This window comes from Janthinobacterium sp. BHSEK (genome assembly GCF_056174685.1).
The window spans coordinates 100,402-121,007 of record NZ_JBWBYV010000058.1; the positions used below are offsets into that span (position 1 = coordinate 100,402).

Annotated in this window: 9 protein-coding genes; 5 read left to right on the plus strand and 4 right to left on the minus strand. The window is 67.9% G+C overall.

Going from position 1 to position 20,606, the window contains the following annotated elements; all coding sequences use genetic code 11:
• Nucleotides 1-33: 33 nt before the first annotated feature.
• From AC0V2Y_RS19815 to AC0V2Y_RS19830, 4 genes are all read right to left on the minus strand, one after another.
• Nucleotides 34-13,680: a filamentous haemagglutinin family protein gene (locus tag AC0V2Y_RS19815; RefSeq protein WP_475416717.1), complete on the minus strand. Its 13,647-nt coding sequence runs from the start codon at nucleotides 13,678-13,680 to the stop codon at nucleotides 34-36.
• Nucleotides 13,681-13,861: 181 nt separating this feature from the next.
• On the minus strand, nucleotides 13,862-14,809 hold the full coding sequence (locus tag AC0V2Y_RS19820) for a FecR family protein (protein WP_475416718.1): 948 nt from the start codon (nucleotides 14,807-14,809) through the stop codon (nucleotides 13,862-13,864).
• Nucleotides 14,802-15,359: an RNA polymerase sigma factor gene (locus AC0V2Y_RS19825; RefSeq protein WP_035823145.1), complete on the minus strand. Its 558-nt coding sequence runs from the start codon at nucleotides 15,357-15,359 to the stop codon at nucleotides 14,802-14,804. The genes AC0V2Y_RS19820 and AC0V2Y_RS19825 overlap by 8 nt, the downstream gene beginning before the upstream one ends.
• Nucleotides 15,360-15,361: 2 nt before the next feature.
• Complete coding sequence (locus AC0V2Y_RS19830) at nucleotides 15,362-16,024, minus strand: secretin and TonB N-terminal domain-containing protein (RefSeq protein WP_475416719.1); 663 nt, start codon at nucleotides 16,022-16,024, stop codon at nucleotides 15,362-15,364.
• A gap of 255 nt (nucleotides 16,025-16,279) precedes the next feature.
• Here AC0V2Y_RS19830 and AC0V2Y_RS19835 point away from each other — a divergent pair, with 255 nt between their 5' ends.
• From AC0V2Y_RS19835 to AC0V2Y_RS19855, 5 genes are all read left to right on the plus strand, one after another.
• Complete coding sequence (locus tag AC0V2Y_RS19835) at nucleotides 16,280-16,645, plus strand: hypothetical protein (RefSeq protein WP_475416720.1); 366 nt, start codon at nucleotides 16,280-16,282, stop codon at nucleotides 16,643-16,645.
• A gap of 94 nt (nucleotides 16,646-16,739) precedes the next feature.
• Nucleotides 16,740-19,088 carry a Tex family protein gene (locus tag AC0V2Y_RS19840; RefSeq protein WP_077398246.1) on the plus strand — a complete coding sequence of 783 codons (2,349 nt, stop codon included), beginning with the start codon at nucleotides 16,740-16,742 and terminating at the stop codon, nucleotides 19,086-19,088.
• A 4-nt stretch (nucleotides 19,089-19,092) separates the two neighbouring features.
• A complete protein-coding gene (locus AC0V2Y_RS19845; protein WP_475416721.1) occupies nucleotides 19,093-19,563 on the plus strand; it encodes a GNAT family N-acetyltransferase in 471 nt (156 codons plus the stop codon).
• Between the two features lie 105 nt (nucleotides 19,564-19,668).
• Complete coding sequence (gene grxD, locus AC0V2Y_RS19850; RefSeq protein ID WP_034753766.1) at nucleotides 19,669-19,980, plus strand: Grx4 family monothiol glutaredoxin; 312 nt, start codon at nucleotides 19,669-19,671, stop codon at nucleotides 19,978-19,980.
• A complete protein-coding gene (locus AC0V2Y_RS19855; protein WP_475416722.1) occupies nucleotides 19,973-20,593 on the plus strand; it encodes a UbiX family flavin prenyltransferase in 621 nt (206 codons plus the stop codon). The genes grxD and AC0V2Y_RS19855 overlap by 8 nt, the downstream gene beginning before the upstream one ends.
• The last annotated feature ends 13 nt before the right edge of the window (nucleotides 20,594-20,606 follow it).

Consider the following 20,606-nt stretch of genomic DNA (forward strand, 5'->3'; position numbering starts at 1 on the left):
CGACTGCCGAATGTCATCAAATGTTCATAAAACTCACGGTTGCAGTCCGCGCCGCTCGTTCGGCGTGAGCGCCTGCAGCTGCGGTGCCGTCAAGGGCCCCGCGCCCAGCACCTGCACCACGCCGGCCGGCTGGTAGCTGGACGCCTGCGGCTCGCCGCCCTGGTGCTTGCCGGCGCCGCCCTCGTCCGCCTGCTCGTTGCCGAAGCCCAATACTTTCACCGTGAACAGCGATGGCTGCGCCTGGCGCGTGGCGGCCCGTTCGCGCTGCAGCACGTCCTGCGCCGCCGTCACGGCTTGCGAGGCGGCCGCGCTGGCATTGCTGAGTGCTCCCACGTTCACCGAAGCGATGGTCGGGATACCCGTCGCCTTGCCCTGCACCTGGATGTTTTCCGCATTCACCACCTGCAAGGCGGCCAGGTTGACGTTGCCCGAGACGCGGATGCCCGCCTCGCCCGCGTCGATGGTGCCCAGCGGGGCGATCAGGTCGATGTCGCCGGGCGGCACCTCCGGGATCGGATTCAGCGTGGCGATGCCGGCGCCCGTCGTCGGCGTGCTCGGCGACAGGCTGACGAGGCCGATGCTGTCGTAGGCGCGGCGCTGCGGCGTGTAGACGACGGTGGACTTGGTGCCGCGGCCCGCGTTGATGTCGCCCGTGGCCGACCAGGCCAGGATGTTGCCGCCGAAGGTAGTAAAGATGCGGCTCTGCCCCAGCAGGATGCTGTCTTTCGCATACATCTGGATGTCGCCCTGTCCCTGCGTCAGCACGCCCGAGCCTTCGCCCGGCGCATAGCCGCCGTCGACGCCGATCAGCGCGCGGCCGCCCGGCACCGCGATGCCGATGTCGCCGCCGAAATCCGTGTGGATGCCGGCATCGTTGACGATCACGTGCGGCACGTTGACCGACGGGCGCCCCGCCTCGTTCCACTCCTGCGGGCTCAGGTAGCGCACGCCCGCCAACGGCCGCTTGGTGTACACGCCCTCGTAATCATTGACGGTGTACAGCGCGCTGCTGAACATCGTCAAGTCGCCCTGGTACTCGATCTTCTTGCCCGCCTTGTCCTGCGTCGGGAAGAGGGTGGCGATGGCTTCACGGCCGCGCAGGTAGCTGCCGCGGCGCACGCCGTCCGCATCGTTGTACTCGCGTCCGGCCGCCTTCAGCTCGGCAAAATAGACGTTGCTCAGGTACACCTGCTGCTGTTCCTTCGGCAAGGCGGCAAAGAAGCTGCGCGCATCGGTGGCCGGGTCGTAGCGGATGCCCAGGCCGCTGTCGCCGCCAAAGCGCGTCGTCAGCCAGTTCACCAGGTGCAGCTGGCTGACCTGCGCATATTCGCGCGCCAGGTCGCGCCGCACGCCGCCCGTTTGCTGGCCGGCCTTTTCCAGTTCGGCCTGCTTCGTGCCGAGGAAGGCGGCAGCGCCCGCCTCGTCGCCGCTGTAGGCGAACTGGCCGCGCAGCCAGTCGGCCAGGGTCAGCTTGCCGCCGTAGACATACACGGCGCTGCCGGCCTGGTCGGCCAGCGGCTTGCCTGGGTCGGCCAGCTTGGCCGGGTCCAGGTAGCGCGCCGCGAAGGCCGCATAGTCGGGACCGTTGCGGCCCACGCCGGCGGCCACGCTGATGCCGGCGCCATCGCCGCGCTTGTCCTGGCCGACATGGACGATGGAGCCGAGGCTGCGCAGCTCGCCCTTGTCGGCCATGTACAGGTCGCGCCCGGCGCTCACATTGAGCTGGCCCGGCCCCGCCACATAGAAGGTGCTGTAGCGGATGTCGCGCCCGGCGCTGACGACGGAAACGTCGTCGGCATGGCGGTGCACGAACAGATTGCCGCGCGCCGACGAGCCGCCGAAGACGACCGGCTTTTCCGGCAGTTCGGGACTGTTGGCAAAGGGCTGGCCGGTCCATCCCGCCGCGCCGTCCGGCACGAACTCGACCGTTCCTAGCGGCGTGCCGGAATTGACGATGTCGCGCCCGGCACGCACGGCCACGGCGCCGCTGCCTTCATACCAGAGGCCCAGCGGGCCCGTTTCGCCCTTCAGCTTCGCCCGGTACACGATGCCGCCCGTGCGCAGGCCGACGATGTCGCCGTTGTTGGCATAGAAGTGCGCAGGCAACTGGCCTGCCGGCACATAGTCGGAGACCGTCGGCGGCGTCATGCTGAACAGCGGATACACTTGCTGATTGGCATCGCTGGCGCCATTCGACGTCGTACCAAACCATTTCAATGCCCCGGGCGCCAGCGCATCGGCGCTGACGTTATGCAGCGGCAGCAGGCCGAACCAGACCTTGTCCAGTGCGCCGACGAAGCCCGGATTGAACGGATTCGGCAGCATGCGCGGGTCGGCGCCCGATGGCGTGATCGGATAACCGGCCGCATGGATGGAGTCGGCGGCCAGCATTTCCAGCTGGCCCGTGCCCGTCCTGACAAATTGCGGCGCCACCGGCGACGGCGCCAGGATCACGCCGTTTTGCGGCATGTCCACCTTGCCGCCATCACCCAGCCTGCCCAGGCTGGCATTGCCGTAGTACAAGCTGCCGCTGGCGGCCACGGCGCGCAGCACGGACGGCATGACGAAGCGCCCGTCCGTCGGCGCGTGGTTGTCGCCGGGCGTCGCATTGATCCAGGACGAGGTGGGCGTCAGGTTGCCGCCCGCGCTGAACAGGTCGATGGCCGTGGCCGGCGTCCACAGCGAGAACCAGCTCCAGCCTTCGCCGGTGCGCTCCACGCCCTTGTAGCTGAACGGCGAACCATAGCCCAGTTGCTTCACGCGGCCCGCATCGGCCACGCCGCCCAGCACCACGTCGCCGCGCGCATCGATGCGCACGCCGCTGTCGCCCGGCACCAGGATCGGCCCGCCGCTGGCGATCGCCGTGCCCGCCGTGTAGGTTTCGTACGGCCGCGATTCCGTCGGATCGGCGCGGTCGAAGCGCAATTCGATGCCGCCCACGGCGCCCGCCTCCAGGCGCAGCGCACCGCGCAGGTTGGTGAGCGTGCTGTTCAGGCCAGGGATCTGGCGTTCGAAACGCGTATTCGGATTCGGCCGGTCGCTATTGCTGTCGAAACTGCGCACCTCGGCCACTGGGTTCAGCCCGCCGCCGATGCGGATATCGAGATCGCCGCCGCCCGTCAGCAGCAGCTTGCCGTCCGGCGTCACCCTGCCCGTGCTGCCCACGGCCACGTTCAGGCCCTGGCTGCGCGGCGCGAACTCGCCGCCCGCATCGGCGCGCGAGGCCAGCATGCCGGCGTCGCCGCCCGCCTGCAGCAGCAGATTGCCGCCGCCCAGGGTGCCGATGCCCGTAAAGCCCGACAGCCCCGGCAAGCCCGAGAACAGGTCGACGCCTTCGGGACGCGCGACATAGGTGCCGAAATTGATCCACCATGCCGTGGGCACCCCAGCGCCCGTGCTGCCGCTGCCCTGGCGCCACAGCCAGGTGCCGATGTCGCTGCTGTCCTGCTGCGCGCGCAGCCAGCCGATGGCATCCTCGCGGCGCTGGGTGGAGCTGCCCAGCGTGTCGCCCTTGACGTCGCCCTGGGCGCGCAGCAGCAGGTTACCGCCATGCTCGGGATACCAGGCGCGGTACAGGCTCCGGCTACCGCCATCGACGAACGGCGTAAAGTCCGTGCCCAGCGCACCGAGCAGCTGGCCCTTGGCGTTCAGGCCGCGCGGCAGGTTGAACAGATCCTTGCCATCGACCAGCGGCGAGGCCGACTGCGTGCCCGCCGTGTAGACGCCATACAGCGAACGCATGTCGAAGTCGCCCGCAGCGAGCAAATCGAGGTCGCCCGTGCCCGTGCGCAGCACGCTGAACAGGGGCTGGCGCGCCGGCGCAGTCACGTGCACGTATTCAGGCTCCGTGCCATCCTGAATCTTGACGACGATTGCGCCATATTCATTGAAGCCAAGCAGCGCTTCTTCGTCGGGAAAGAAAGCCAGGTCGATCGGCGTGCCCGGTATCTCGCCAAACAGGCCGGCATCTTCGCCCCATTCATACTTTGCGGGCAAGCCAGTGCCTGGAACCAACTCGCGGACAGTGGCCATGCCGTAATGCGCATCGGCCAGCATCAGATGCGCGTCCTGCGCATGCGGTTTCAGCGCGCGCGTATCGGCCGCCGCCGTATCGGCGCCGCCCACCAGGCGCAGCGACCACGCTTGCGAACCCTGGGCCAGCATGGGCGCCAGCGCCAGGTTGCGGCCCTGGCTTCCGCTGCCATCCGCGCTGCGCAGCGACACCATGGTGACGTCGCCCGGCAGCCTGACCACGGTGCCGGCGGGCAGCACGCTGCCCTTGTCCAGCGCCAGCGCCGAGGCCAGCACCACGCCATTGACGGCATTCGTGCCATCGGCCACGTCCCACGGCCGGCCTTCCGGGAAAGGCAGGGCCACGTTCGCCGGCCACACCATGGCCGCCACCTGGGCCGCGCCAGGCAGGCGCAGGCCGGCATCGAGCTGCATGCCGCTCGATAAGGTCAGCGCCTTCGGCAAGACGGTGCCGGCCGCGTACAGCACGCTGCCGTCGGCATTGCGCACGGCGCCGCCCAGCACGCTGCCTGCAGGCAAGTTCAACTCCGCCGTCAAGGTGGCGCGCGCCGCCAGCAAGGTACCGCTGCGCAACTCCATGGCTTTCATCGGCACGGCGAAATTGACGCTCGTGCCCGATCTGAAATAGGTGTTTTCGGCCAGGGTCACCAGGCCCGCCTGCGGCACGACGACCTCGCCGCCCCACGGCAGCCGGCCTTTCACCAGCTGCCAGCCCTTGTCATCGATCGTGACGGGCAGGACGCTGGTATCGAAACCATCCGTGATGCTGCCAAAGACGCTGAGCTTGCCGCCGGCGCGCAGCACCAGCGCACCGGCCTCGCCCGAGCCGTACACGCCGCTCAGGCGCGCCAGCGGATTGACGCCGTCGTAGCGGTGGCCGGACAGGTCGATGTCGCCATCGATATGCAGGTCGCCGCCCGGCGTGGCGCTGACGATCTCGACGCCGGGACGCAGGTGGAAGGCGTTGGCGTCGCCGCGCAAGCCGCGCAATTTAGTGTTCATCAAATTGCCGTTGGCCAGCGCATTGGCCATGAAGGCCTGGCTGTCCGCGTGTTTTTCGTCCAGGTAAGCCTGGTTGATGCCCTGGTAGCTGCGGCCGTCCGCATCCTTGCCCGTGCCCGCCGGCGCATCCTTGTATTGCCAGAAGGCATTGACGTTGATCGTGCGCGCGCCGGCGATGTTCAGCGCGCCGGCCGCGTCGATATCGACGTCGTCGCCCGTGGCGCCGCCGAGGCGGCGCGCGTTCAGGTCGATGCTGCCGTAGTTGCCGCCCTTGTCTCCGCTGCGCAGGTCGAAACGCGCGCCGTTTTCCAGGGTCAGGCGGCCGCCCGGCGATGCCAGTTCGATCACGGCGCGGTTCGGCGCCTCGATCACCTGGCCATAGCTGTCCGTGCGCAGCAGCGTGCCATGCGCATCGAGCACGGCGCCCGATTGGATGGTGACGCCGTCGCGGCCGGCCAGGCGGATGCTGCCCACCTGTTCGCCGCTGGCGTCGATGCGGCCGTTCACCGTCAGGCTGCCGCCGTCGACGGAGACGCTCACTTCGCGCGCCTTGAGCTCGTCACCGATGGCCAGATTGCCCTGCTTGAGCTGGAAGCCGCGGCTGCCGAATACCTTGCCCGTGTTCAGGCGCTGGTTCAGGCCGGCGAAATCGCCGACATGCTGAGCGCGGATGTCCACGCCGCCCGCCGCGTAGGCTACCTGAGTGCCGCCCGCGTCATAGCTGCCGCTGGCGCCGCCCAGCAGGCTGCCGCGCAAATCGACGCTGCCGGCGCCGGCGCCGGTGGCAGTCGCGCTGAGCTTGCCGGCGCGGTTGTGCACGGCCGACACGTCGATCACGGAAGCGGCCGCCTGGCGCACGTCGCCCTCGCGGCTGTCGAGGATCACGTCGCCGCCCCAGCTGTACTTGCTGGTGTCATAGAAATCGATCTTGCGGCCCGCCAGGTCCAGCTTGGCCTTGTCGCCCAGCAATACGTCGCGCTCGGCCGACAGGGTCAATTTTCCGCTCGGCAAGACCACCGCCGTATCCACGCTGACGCTGTTGCCGCTGAGCGCCACTTCGGCGCCCAGGGCGCCGGCCAGCGCCGCATTCGTCGGCGTGGTGGCGGCGGCACCGGCCGGCGCGCTCACCTTGAGGTCGCCGCCCGCCGTGAGGCGGTTGACGGAACCGGCCGCGCCCGTCAACAGCGGCGTGTTGATCAGCAAATCGCCGCCGCTGTAGCGGTAGCCATTCGTGGCCGTATCCCACGCGCTTTGCGACTGGTAGACGGACAGGCTGCCCTTGTTGTTGGCCGTCAGCTGTTCGCTGGCATTCAGCGCCACCTGGCCAAAGCCCAGCACCAGGCGGTCCAGCTTGTGGATGGTGTCGGGACGGCTGTCCGGCGTGAAGCCGAACTCGATGCGCTTGGCGTCGACCTGCAGGCGGCCGCTGCCCGTGCCGGGGCCAGCGGCGACCACCGCGCCGGGCGCGTTCGTCGCGCCCTGCCACACGAGGGTGTCCGTGTGGATGCGCGCCAGCGCGTCCGGGCCGCCATAGCCGTAGATGGCGGGCGTGTTGAGCACCAGGCGCGACAGCGACGACTTGCCCGTGGCCGCATCGATGGTCGACAGCTGCGACGAATCATAGAAGTTGAAGGAATTGCGCGCCGTCAAACCCAGGTTTTCCAGCGCCGGTGCGCCCGTGCTGGTGTCGCCGCGCAGCAGGCGGTCGAGCACGCCCTGGTTCAGCGCCAGGCCGTCGGGCAGGACGCCGCGGGCGCTGGCGTCGGCCAGGGACGCCTCGCTGCCGACATTGATCGACCCCATCGCCAGCACCAGGTTGCGCGTGCCGTAGCGCACGTTGTCGCGCAGGGTAAATGCGCGCTCCGTCACGGCGGCGATGGTGCCCTCGGAATACAGCGCGGTGCTGCCGCCGCAGGCGCCGTCCGCCTTCGCACACGCGCCGATATCGATGATGCCGGGGCCATACGATTCGGACGACGGCGGCGCAGCCGGCAGCATGTCCAGCCAGCCGTTCGAGACGGCCAGCACGCTGCCCATCGGTTCGTACACATAGCCGTCGCGGGAATCCCAGGCGGCCTTGCCGCGGCCCAGCGTATTGATGCCGGAACCCTGCTCCAGAATGATGCCGTCGTCTTTTCTCGCCGTCACCAGAAACACTTCGGCCGCCTTCAGCACGGCGCCGTCGCGCAGCACGATGCCGCCCGCCGATTCCTTGATGGCGGCAATATTGGCGCGCTGGTTGCTGCCCGTGCCAAAATCGCTGTAGTTCACGCGCGGCAAGCCGCCGATGCCCACGCGCTGGGCGCCGAAGGCATTGATCTGCGACGCATGCACGGAGACGCCATTGAAATCGGCCAGCGGCGCCGTGCCGTCGGCCAGCACTTCATAGCGGGTCGACGCATGGTTGCCCGTGCCCAGCAGCATGGAGCCGCCGAAGCCGCCTTCGGCCGGCGCATACAGGGCGCTGCCATCCATCATCAACGGCGTATGGTTGTCCTTGACGCTGTGCACGGACGGGGCGATCAGCTGCACGCGCACGCCCTTGGCATCGCGCTCCAGCGTGGCGCGCGGCACGCCGTCGCGCGTGGCCTGCGCCACGGCGAAGGCGGCATAGCCCGTCTCGTTGTATTGGGAATAGGTGCGCAGCACGTCGGCCGGCGTGAGGATGGCCTGGCGCGCCACCACGTCGCGGATTGCCGTGCCGGCCACGCCCGTCTGCGCCGCCGTCGCATACGAGCCATTGCGCATGGCCACCGTGCCGCCCGCCTCGACGGCGCCGGCCAGGCCATTCAGTTCCACGCGGAAGGCACCAGGCAGCAGGGCGAAATTCGATGGCAGCAGGGTGTAGGTGCCGGCCGCCAGGCCGGGCACGCCCGCGGCTATGGTGATCTGACGTCCCACGGCGGGCTTGCCCGCGCCTTGCTCGGCCGTCAAAGGCGCCACGTCCGGCTGCACGCCGGGAAGGATGGCGTACACGGGGTTGGTGTTCAGGCCGGGCAGGGTGAAACCGCCGTTCGGCTTCATCTGCACCAGCGGATTGAGGCGCGCATCGGTCGAGCCGCCGCGTCCGGCCAGGAAGGCCGCGCCCGTCAAGGTGCCGCCGCCCGACAGGTCGAGCACGGCGCCTTGTTGCACGTCGACGGCGGCGCCCGTCAAGGCGATCTCGGGGCCATTGCCCACGCCCTTGAACACGACATCGTTGCCGTCATACAGGTAGCTGAGGCCATCGAGGGTGCCGCCGTAGGGCATCGTCAAGCCTTTCGCGCTGACGGACGTCAGGCTGCCAGGCAACAGGTTGACGCGGCCCGTATTGGCTTCGTAGCCTTCGGCACCCAGGTTGATCTGGCCCAGCGGCGCGCGCAGCACGCCATGCTGGTTGATGGTGGGCGCAACCAGGCTCAGGGTGCCGAACACGGAGAACGGCTGGTTCGGCATGGCGCCGTCGCCGCTGCGCCCGATATTGAGCGTGCGCAGGGGATCGAGCGTGACGCGGATATTGCCATACTCGTCGATGCCGCTCTGCTGCCCCACCGTGACCATGCCGCTGTCGCCCGTGGCCGGGTAGATCTGCGCGGCCACCAGGCTGGCATTGCCGGGCTGATACAGGGCGGCGCTGTTCGACAGGCGCATGTCGCCGCGGCTGTTGAGGGTCAGCTGCTCGAAGGCGTCGCGCTCGACCACCAGGTCGGCGCCGCTGCTCTGCGCGATGGTGCCGCGCGTACCCATGTTGACCTCGCCCGCGATATCGAGCATGCCCGCATCGATGCGCAGCAGGGAATCCTCGGCCACCAGCGGCACGCCCAGCATGCCGCGTCCCTTGCCCAGGTTCTTCGAGCCCTTCACGGCATTGGGCACGATGTAATCGTCCTTCTGCGTACGCACGGCCGTGCCCAGGCGCACGTACGGCGCCGCCAGGTGCACCTGGCTGGCGAGGCTGCCCGCCTTTTCCTCGCCATCGGGCAAAGGCTGCTGCGCCAGGCCCAGCGAACTGGCGCTCAGGCGCAGGCTCTGGCCCAGCGACAGGCTGACGTCGCCGTCAAAGCTGAGCATGCCGTTCACGTGCAGGGCCAGGTTGTCGAAACCGCCGGCCTGCACGCGGTCGGCGCCCAGGCGCGCGCTGCCGTAGCGCAGCGCCGCATCCTGCTGGCCGGCGCGCAAGTCGTCGGGCAAGGCGCTCTCGCCCTGCACCTGCGCCAGCTGCATTTCGCGCGGCACGCGCACCGCGTTGTCCACGTTGTCGCCTTGCAAGTTGTAGCGGTTGACCTTGCCATAATTGGGCGTGTCCAGCGCCAGCGCCAAGGTGCCGCCGGCCGCCCCGGCGCCGCCGGCCGCCGCGCGCAGGGTGCCGTCGGCGAAGATGCCGTTATACGAACTGAGCGAGATCAAACCGCCGTTGCCGGCCACGTCGACGGTGCCCTGCTGCGGCAAGTCCAGCGTGGCGTGCGCGCCGCTGGCGTCGAGCAGCGCGCCCGGACGCACGACGACAAAGGCATCGGCCGCGTCGATGCTGGCGGCGTCAGCCTTGTAGCGGGCGCCGATTTCGATGCTGCCGCCCTGGTCGGCACGACCATAGCGCCCGCCGCGCATGTCGGTGGCGACCGTGGCGCGGCCGGCCACGTCGAGCACGGCCTTGTCGCCGATCCAGATCGAGGTGGCTTGTCCCTTGCCGTTCGGTACGTCCACCTCATTGCCCGTGCCAAACGTGCCTGGCAGGACGGCGATCTTGCCGCCCCAGGCTGCGAGCTTGCCGTCGATGGTGATCTGGTCATTGCCCGTCAGGCTGATCTGGCGGCCCGGATCGACCTGGATGGCGGCGCCCTCCTGCACCGCCAGGGCGCCCTTCACGTAGGAGCTGCCGGCCGTCAGCGACAAATTCGCGCCAGCGCGCTGCGTCAGACTGGCCTTGCGCGCATCTTCCTGGTACAGCTGCGGCGTCCACACTTCCAGCGCGGCGCCAGGATCGGTGCCGCCCGCCACCGTACGGCCCGTGGCGGGATTGAAACGCAGCACGGGCATGGTGACATCGATCTGCGCATTCTTGACGACCACCACGCCATCGCGGCCCGTGACGGCATAGTCGGCAAAACCGCTCTGGAACAGGCTGGCGTCCAGCGCCAGCAGCGGCTTGACGGTCGCGTCGCGCCCCAGCACCGTGCCGGCCGGCAGCAGCAGGCCGCGCGGCGCGCGCAAGTCGTCGGCGGCGATGCTGCCCGCCGCATACTGCGTCGTCACCGGCTGGATCGGCAAGCCGTTCGGAAAGACCTCCGCCGACACCACGAAACCGGGATTCAAGCCATTGATGACCGTCAGCACGCTGCCAGCTGGAACGGTGGAGCCAGCCCAGACATACGTCTTGTTGTCGATGACGACGTGCGCGCCTGGCGGCAACAGCAGGTCGGCACCCAGCACCAGCGGTTTCTGCACCGACACATCCACCGTCACGGGTTTGCTCAAGACCTGGCCCGGCTTGATCAGGCTGGTGCTGAGCGCAAAATCGAAGGGGATCTTCTCGCCCTGGGCGATCAGGAATTCATCGGCCAGGCGCAGGCCTGGCGCAGCGCCGGTCCCCGCCGCCAGCACGTCGCCTTCGAGCAGCTTACCGCCGATGCTGACGGCTGCGCCGCTATCGATCACCAGGCGCCCGCCGCCCTTCACGCCATGGCCGCGCAATTCGCCGTCGAGCTTGAGCATGGCACCCGTCGGCGCTTTTTCCGTCGGCAGGTCGACCGCCAGGGTGATGTCGCCGCCGCGCCCGCCCTGCAGGCTGCCATTGCTCATCAGGGCGGCGCCGGACGAGACGTCGATGACGCTGCCGCCCGTCAGGTCGATGCCGCCCGAGCTTTTCAGTACGACCTTGCCGCCATTGATATACGGCAAACCGGCGACGGCGCCCGGGTCCAGTTCCAGGTTGCTCCACAGGCCGCGCGCATCGAGGCGCACGCCGGGCGCCACGCGCACGCCGGCCGTTCCCGTGGGACGGTTGTCCGGCACCAGCTTGCCTTCAGCCCATACGTCGCCCGCACCCGCCAGGTAGCGCGAAACGATGTCGCCGGCGGCGATGCTGCCGCCGCGCGCGCTCACGTTCGCCTTCAGGGCCACGTCGGTGGCGTGCAGGGCGATGTCGCCGCCATCGGCCACGCGCACGTCGGCATTGACGTCGAGCTTGTCGTAGGCGTAGAGATTCAGCGCGCCCAGCTCCAGCCCGTTCAGCCAGTCCGCATCGAGCTGCAAGGTCTTGCTGCGCGCGGCCGGCAAGGCCTCGCCCAGCAGCTGGCCATCGGCGATGCCCGCCACCTTGCCGATTTGCACCTTTTCCAGCACGGCTTGCGGGCTGTCGCGCAGCTGGCCCGCCTTCGGATCGAAGACGGGCGTCAATTTGCCGACGATTAATTGGCCGGCGCGCGCCGCCGCCGTCTGCGCCTGCTTGTAGCTGTCCATGCCGTCATCGCGCTTGCGCTGCTGGCGCTCGCCCTGGAACACGGACGTATCGATATCGCCCTCGAGCACGGCCGCGCCCGTGGACACGATCAGGCGGCCCGCGTCGCGGCCCACCGTATAGCCGTTTTCCAGGCGCTCGCGCGGGCCGATCAGGGCATTTGCATGGGTTTCCGTCGTGTTCGCGCCCCAGCGCGCATGCGTGCTTTCGTAGCCGCGGTACAGGCCCGTGTACAGATTGTCGCCAGGGGCCGTGCTCAGCTTGTACATGGCGCCATCGGCGCCCTTCAGCCACGTCTGCTTGACCATGCCCGTCTGCACGTCGAGCGAACCGCCGGCGATGTTGATGCGCGAACCGGCCTGCGTCACCACTTCGCCGCCGCCAAAGCCGACGGTGCCGCCCTGGGCCGCCCACTCGCCGATGCCGTGGCCGCTGGTGTTCAGGTAGCCGCTCACTTCCAGCAAGCCGCCGGCCGTGTACCAGCGGTCCGTGGCGTAGCCATTCGTGCCGGCCGGCACCAGCACCAGGTCGCGGCGGTCGACCCACACGTCGCTGTTGTTCAGGTATTTCGCGTCGCGGCTGCCCGGTGCGTCGCGCTGTTCGTTGCCTTGCACATTGATCAGCACATTGTTGCTGCTCATGTCGACCTTCACGCCGACGGCGCCCGAGACGTCGATGGCGGCGTCACGCGCCACGTGGCTGCGGCGGGCCGCGTCGACCAGCACCTGGCCGCCCGTGGCCAGGGTCAGCGAGTCGCCTTCGAACTCGACATTGCCAGCGGAGACGACGCGCACCAGCGACTGGTCGCGCCGGTCCTGCGGCGTGTCCGTGCCCTTGCCCGTGTCCTTCAGCAAGGTATCGCGCTGCACGTCGAGCGCCGTGGCGCCGTTGTCGTCGATGACAATGGCGCTGACGCTGCCGCGCGCCAGGGTGACGCCGGCATTCTCGCCCGCCGCCGCCAGGTGAATGCTGCCGCGTCCGTTGACGCTGGTGCTCGACAGCAGCACGCCGTCCTGGCGCAGGGTGTTGCCGCTCAGCGTGATGTCGCCGCCGGCCGCCTGGATCAGCCCGTTGTTGACAACGCTGCCCGCCTTGCTGTCCGCCGCGCGCAGCATCTCGACTTCATTGCCGCGCGTGCTCGAATACTGGTTCTTGTCCGTGCCCTGGCCCGGGCGCACGACGATGGCGTCGCCGGCGGCCAGGGTGGTCTGGCCATTCGGCGTGGTGATGGCACCCGCGTTGTCGACGCTGCGGCCGGCCAGCAGCACGTAGCCACCGCCTTCCGTCACCGTCTGCGGCTTGCGCGTGTCGATGCGCGCGCCGGCGGCGACGACGACGTCCGCCTCGGCCTTGCCATACGTGGAGGTATTCTGGCCCAGCAGCAAGTCATTCGCGAAGGTCGGCACGGCGCCCGTGCCCTGCGCCTTGCCGTACAGGCCGCTCTTGAACTGGCTGTCGCTCATGCCCATGGCGGCCGCTGCCAGGTTGCGCGTATCGACCTGGCTGCTGCCCGTAAACACGATGCCGTTGCGGTTGACGATCATCACCGTGCCGTCGGCCTTGATCTGGCCCTGGATCTGGCTGGGGCGCGCCAGCGGATCATTGACGCGGTTCAATACGGACCAGTTTGATTTCTGGTCGAATTGCAAGCTGGTGTTCTTGCCGACGTTAAAACTTTCCCAGTTCAGTATCGCCTTGTCATCCGTCTGCACGACCTTCACGACGGTCTTGCCGTCGGCCTGGGTCTGCACGGGGCCCTGGGCATTGAGCCAGCCGGCCGTCAAGCTGTTCGTGTCGACCTGCAAGCCGCCCTTGACCAGGCCATCGGGCGCGCCGCCCGCCGCCAGCGCCGCCTGGCGCGCGGCCGCCTGCACCGCCTGCTCGGCGGCGATGCCGCGCGCGGCCAGCAACAGGTTATTCAGCGATTGCTGCAGCTTGCCTTCGGCCTTTTGCTGCTGCAGCAGGGGATTGTTCAGCGAGGTGGCCGGCTGGCCATTCGGCAAGCGTCCCGTGGCGGTGGCCGCGCCCTGGTTGGCGCCCTTGCCGGCGAACCAGGCGCCGCTGAACGGCTGCTGCGCCTGCGCGCCGCCCGCCTGCAGCAGCATGGCGATGGCCAGCGCCAGCGGTTTCAAGCGCACCGGGCGGCCCGTCTGGCTGCCCGCCATGGCGGAGGAGGATGCGTGTTTCGTGACCGACTTGCTTCGCTGCATGGCGACATTCCCTTTTCATGTTCCGTTGCTGACCGATATCGCGAGGCGGCGCGCGGCACGCACGGGGGCGGGCGGCGGGCACTGATTCGCGGCTTCCAGCAGCATTGACAGGGAACAAGGTCCGGGACTGCAAAAGGTCATGAAAATGTCATAATTGGCGGCATGCCATCGGCGTGCATCGCTAGCCGAACAGCACGATGCCGCCCGGCAGCCGCGTCACGCGCGCGCCATACGCGTCCTGGATCAGGGCGATCACGTCATCGAGACGGTCGAGCGAAAAGCTCGCTTGCACGCGCGTGTGTTTCAAGGCGTCGCCATTGAGGATCAGCTTGCCGGGACGGTAGCGGTTCACCTCGTCCACCACCTCGGCCAGGGTGCTTTGTTTGAACACCAGCAGCCGGTGGCGCCACGCGCTGACGTCGCTTTTTGCCACCGCGCGGGCGATGCCGAAATGCTCGGGCCGGTAGCGCAGCTGCTGGCCCGCCGCCAGCTCCGCATCGTTGCCGGCCTGCGCCACGCGCAGGCGGCCCGCCAGGCACGTCACGCACACTTCCTGGCCGAACAGGCGGATATTGAAGCGCGCGCTGCCGGCCGACACGCTGCCGTCGCCCGCCTGCACGCGCACCCGCGCCGCGCCGCGCAGGCCGGCCTGGAATTCCGCCTCGCCCGCCAGCAGCACCAGCGCCGCGGCGCCGTCCTGCACGGGCGCCGCGTCGAGGCGCGTCTGCGTATTCATCTGCACCAGCACGCCGCCATCGAGCGCCACTTCGCGCTGCTCGCCCGTGCCCGTGGCATAGTCGGCGGCAAGACCCGCGACGGCCGGCCACAGGTCCGTCGGCGGGCGCAGCGCCAGCAAGCCCAGCGAGGCCGCCACGGCGCCGCCCAGCCAGGCGCGCCGCGCCGTATTCACAGGCGCCTGTGCCCGCTTGACGGCGCGCGCGGCCGGCGCCATGGCGCCCCACACGGCGCGCGCCTCGGCAAACGCCGTCGCATGCCTGCGGCTGCGCGCGCACCAGTGGCGAAACACTTGCGCATCGCGCTCGCTGACCTGGCCCGAGGCCAGGCGCACGACCCATGCCTGCGCTTCCTTCTGGATGACACCCATGTCGTCTTCCGCTTGTTCAATCATGATGTTTAGACGTTTTTCCCGCGCCGGGACCGAAGCGCTGGATGAAATCGCGTCCCATGCGTTCGCAGCAATGTTCCAGGCCGGCGCGCAATTCCTTCTCCACCGTGCGGGCGGAAATGCCGAAGCGCTCGGCGATGTCGCGGTGCGGCAACTGGTCGACGCGGGCGGCGATGACGATGGCGCGCCGGCGTTTCGGCAACTCCTGCAAGGCCCGTTCCAGTTCTTCCAGTTCGGCGCGCGCGCTGAAGGTGCGGGCCGGGTCGGCCAGCTCGTCGGCCATCTCGTACAGATCGTCGATGTCGGGCAGGCTGAGCAGGCGCGCATTGTCACGGCGTTGATCTTCCGCAATGTTGATGGCGATGCGCATCAGATACGCGGATGGGTAGCTGATCGCCTCGGGCGCGTTCATCCGCTCCACGCGCAAATACGTTTCATGCAGCGCGTCATTGGCCAGGTCTTCCGAGCCCAGGCGGCGCTGCAGGTGGCGGCGAAACTGTCCGTAGCGTTCCAGGAACAGCTTGCGCAAGGTGGTTTTGAGTAATTCCGGCATGCTCAGGGCGCTCCGGCCAGCAGATAGGGCGCGCAATCGGCATCCGGGTCGGGCCGCGGCGTCAGCAAGATCGTCAGCGGCTGCGGCAAGCCCGCGGGCGGCGCGCCATCCATCAGCAGGCTGCGCAGGCGCTGCAGCACGGCGCGGTCGCGCTGCGCCACGCCGCTCGCTTCCAGCACGTGCACGGCGCGCACCTTGCCCCGCTCGTCGAGCCACAGCTGGAAGGCCAGGCGGTAGCGGCCGAAGGCGTCCGGATGCAAGCGGCACAAGGCGCGCGTGAGCGAACGCTGCAGGATGGCCGCATAGCCCTGCAGCGGCGGCGCGGCTGGGGCGGCCTGGGCCGGCACGAGCGCCGGCGCTGCCGGGGCGTCGGCCAGCGCCAGCAAGGTAAACGCATTGCTGCCGCTGAAGCGCGCGCCCAGCTGCGTGCCGGCCAGCAGGCGCTGCAGCGCCTCGGCCGGCGTGTAGTCGCCGCGCACGGGCGCCGCCACTCTGCCCGCCGCCAGTTCGCTGCTGACGAGCACGGAATAGCCGGTCACTTCGCCGAACGCCACCAGGGCCGCGTCGAGCGGCTGGGCGGGCAGGTCGAAGCGCACGGTGGCGGGCGCGCCCGCATCATTGCCGCCCGCGCCCGCCGCCGGCCGCATGAATGTCATCAATGTCATCAGCAAACAAGCGGACAGGGCCAGGGCGTTGCCTGTTGCGGTGCGGCGGTGAGTTCGTGTCATTTTCCAGGGAAATCAACGAGAGCCTGCTTATGAAGTGTCTTGACTGCAATGTTTCAAGCAGAATGGCAAGATGGTAGCTTCATAAAATGACAACTGCATGACATCGGTCACCTAGTTAGCAGGCTGGCGTGTCATCGCCGCGACACATGGCCTTGCTATGCTGGCCGCTTATTCACCGCTCCGGGAGCCGCCATGGCACGCCTGTTATCGCTGTTGCTGTTGATCTGCGCCGCCCTGCCCGCACAGGCGGACGAGCACACCGTCGTCGTGAAGGCCGCCGCGCCGCCAAAGGGCTGCGTGGAGGTGGAAGCGAACGGCCGGCGCGCGCCATCGATGTCTTGCTTGAATGAAAAATTATTGCCGAATAGCAACACCATGAACGGGCCGCCGCCCGCCCTGTCCGGCGCCGAAGCGATCATGCAGCGTCCGTCGAACCAGCTGGGCCTGTACAACCGCGCCGCCCTCGAACACCGCATGGGCAATGCCTTCGGCAAGTCCGTCACGCCGCAGAGGCCGCCAGCTCCCACGCCCGCCAGCCCGCTGCTGCCGGCTCGCTAGGCCGCTTGTCAACGCACAGTCCATTTGCGCTGTCAAGATTGCGCAATCGCGCCGATTGCGTATCATTCCAGGCTTGATCGCTCTGGAAACAACCATGCTGCCCACTATCGAACAACGCCTTGCCCTTGAACTTGCCGCCAAACCGGTGCAGGTTGCCGCCGCCATCGAACTGCTCGACGAAGGCGCCACCGTGCCCTTCATCGCCCGTTACCGCAAGGAAGCGACCGGCGGCCTCGACGATATCCAGCTGCGCCTGCTCGAAGAGCGCCTGCGCTACCTGCGCGAGCTGGAAGAGCGGCGCGCCGCCATCGTGGCGTCGATCACGGAACAGAACAAGATGACGCCCGAGCTGCTCGACGCCGTCATGCACGCGGAAGACAAGACGCGCCTGGAAGACCTGTATTTGCCATACAAACAGAAGCGCCGCACGAAGGCGCAGATCGCCATCGAAGCGGGCCTGATGCCGCTGGCCGACGGCTTGCTGGAAAACCCGGAACTGACGCCGGAAATGGAAGCGGGCAAGTTCCTGCGCGAGGCGTTTACGAGTGCCGACGGCAACAACCCGGGCGTGGCCGACACCAAGGCGGCCCTCGACGGCGCGCGCCAGATCCTGATGGAGCGCTTCGCCGAAGACGCGACCCTGCTGCAAACCTTGCGCGAATACGTGCAGGAACATGGCATCGTCGAATCGAAAGTGGTGGAAGGCAAGCAGGACGAAGGCGAGAAATTCGCCGATTATTTCGATTACTCGGAAACCATTTCGACAGTGCCATCGCACCGCGCGCTGGCCCTGCTGCGCGGCCGCCGCGAGGGCATCCTCGACGTCACCCTGCGCCTGGACACGGAAGCGGAAAAACCGAAATGGGATGCGCCGCACAACCCGTGCGAGGGCCGCATCGCCGCCCGCTTCGGCATCAAGCAGCAAGGCCGCCCGGCCGACAAGTGGCTGGCGGACACGGCGCGCTGGACCTGGCGCGTGAAAAGCTTCATGCACCTGGAAACGGAACTGATGGGCGCGCTGCGCGAACGCTCGGAACTCGACGCGATCAACGTCTTCGCCACCAATCTGAAAGCGCTGCTGCTGGCCGCGCCGGCCGGCCAGCGCGCCACCATGGGCCTCGATCCCGGCCTGCGCACGGGCGTCAAGGTGGCCGTGGTCGATGCCACCGGTAAAGTCGTCGACACGGCCGTGATCTACCCGCACCAGCCGAAGAACGACTGGGACGGTTCGCTGCATACCCTGGGCCGTCTTGCCGCCAAGCACAATGTGTCGCTGATTTCGATCGGCAACGGCACCGCCTCGCGCGAGACCGATAAACTGGCGCAGGATTTGATCAAGCAGCACCCGGAAGCGAAGATGACGAAGATCGTCGTCTCGGAAGCGGGCGCGTCGGTGTATTCGGCGTCCGAATTCGCCTCGAAGGAATTGCCGGACATGGATGTGTCGTTGCGCGGCGCCGTCTCGATCGCGCGCCGCCTGCAAGACCCGCTGGCCGAGCTGGTCAAGATTGACCCGAAATCGATCGGCGTGGGCCAGTACCAGCACGACGTGAGCCAAAGCCAGCTGGCCCGCTCGCTCGATGCCGTGGTGGAAGATTGCGTGAACGCCGTGGGCGTGGACGTCAACACGGCGTCCGCTCCCCTGCTGGCGCGCGTCTCCGGCCTGTCGGCCAGCGTGGCGCAAAGCATCGTCACCTACCGCGACATGAAGGGCGCGTTCACCTCGCGCGCGGCCTTGAAGGCGGTGCCGCGTCTGGGCGACAAGACCTACGAGCAGGCGGCCGGCTTCCTGCGCGTGATGGGCGGCGAGAATCCGCTGGACGCCTCCGCCGTCCACCCAGAATCGTACCCGCTGGTGGAAAAGATCCTGGCCGACATCAAGAAGGATATCAAGGCCGTCATCGGCGAAACGGCCCTGCTGAAAACCCTCAGCCCGGCAAAGTACGCGGATGAAACGTTCGGCGTGCCGACCATTAGCGATATTCTGAAGGAACTGGAAAAGCCGGGCCGCGACCCGCGTCCGGAATTTACCACCGCCACCTTCAAGGAAGGCGTGGAAGAAATCCGCGACCTGCGCCCGGACATGATTCTCGAAGGCGTGGTCACCAACGTGGCCGCCTTTGGCGCCTTCGTCGATATCGGCGTGCATCAGGATGGCCTCGTGCACATCTCGGCCCTGTCGAACACGTTTGTGAAAGACCCGCACACGGTGGTCAAGGCGGGCCAGGTCGTGCGCGTGAAAGTGCTGGAAGTCGACGAGAAGCGCAAGCGCATCGCGCTGACCATGCGTTTGACGGACAGCGCGCCGCAGGCGGGCAGCAAGCCCGAGCAGCGTGGCGACCGCAACGACCGCCGCAGCATGGCGCAGCACCAGTCGCAGTCGCGCAACGCACCGGAGCCGGCCGGCAGCATGGCCGCCGCGTTCGCCAAGCTGCGCGGTTAAGCTCGTGGCCGCCGGGCATGACCTCGTCATCCTGGCGGTGGACGCCGCCAGCCCGGATGCGCAGTTGCTGCTCGATGCGTTATCGGCAGCATTGCTGCGCATCAATGGCGACAGCGGCCGCTCTTCCTTCGATATCGAAGCGGCAACGCCGCGCGGCGGCTTTTACCTGGCCCGCGACGGCGCCGGAGAACTGCTCGGTTGCGCCGCCCTGCGCCCGCTGGGCGGGCCGGACAGTGCCATAGGCGAACTCAAGCGCATGTATGCGCGCCCCGACAGCACAGGCGTGGGCGCGGCCCTGCTGGCTCACGTGGAGGCGCAGGCGCGCCGGCATGGCTACCAGGCCCTGCACCTGTCCACCCGCGTGGCGAATGGCCGCGCGGTGGCGTTTTATGCCAAACACGGCTATGTGCCGGTCCTTGCCTGGGGCAAATACGTGGGCGCGGCACAATCGGCCTGCCTGGGCAAGACCCTATAAGCTTCAACGTGGCTGACTTGCCCGATTTATGACTTGAGCGCATACCCGTGCCGTCGTTTTCTTATAAAATGACGGCATCTATTTATTTACCCATCAGAGGCAGCTATGAGCGACGTACAAACCTGGATCAAAGAAACCGTGACGAACACGCCAGTCGTGCTGTTCATGAAGGGCACGGCCCAGTTCCCGCAGTGCGGCTTTTCCGGCCGCGCCATCCAGATCCTGAAAGCGTGCGGCGTGGAAAACATCGCCACCGTCAACGTGCTGGACGACCCGGAAGTTCGCCAGGGCATCAAGGATTACTCGAACTGGCCGACCATTCCGCAGCTGTATGTGAAAGGCGAGTTCATCGGTGGTTCCGATATCATGAATGAAATGTTTGAATCGGGCGAACTGAAGTCCCTGCTGGATGCCTGATAGCCAAACGCAGCGGCCGCGCCGTATCGTCGTGGCCATCACGGGCGCCACGGGCGCCGTGTATGGCTTGCGGCTGCTGCAATTGCTCGGCGCCATCCCCGGCGTCGAGACGCATCTGGTCTTGTCGGATGCCGCTGTTTTGACCCTGCACCAGGAAACGGGCGTGGGACGCAAGGACATCGAAGCGCAGGCGCACGTCGTGCACAAGCTGCGCGACATCGGCGCCTCGATCGCCAGCGGCTCGTTTCAATCGGATGGCATGGTCGTCGCACCGTGTTCGATGAAGACCTTGGCGGCCGTGGCGCATGGCTTGTCGGATAATCTGATCACGCGGGCCGCCGATGTGGTGCTCAAGGAGCGCCGGCGCCTGATCCTGATGGTGCGCGAAACGCCGTTCAACCTGGCGCACCTGCGCAATATGACGGCCGTGACCGAAATGGGCGGCATCATCTTCCCGCCCTTACCGAGCTTTTATCACCACCCGCAGAGCATCGCGGAGATGGTCGACCATACGGTGGCGAGGGTCATCGACCTGCTCGGCATCGAGCACGCCCTGGCACCGCGCTGGAATGGCTTGAAATCCACAACGTCTGGCGACACCCCTATCTTGTAGTTAGCGTCACGAT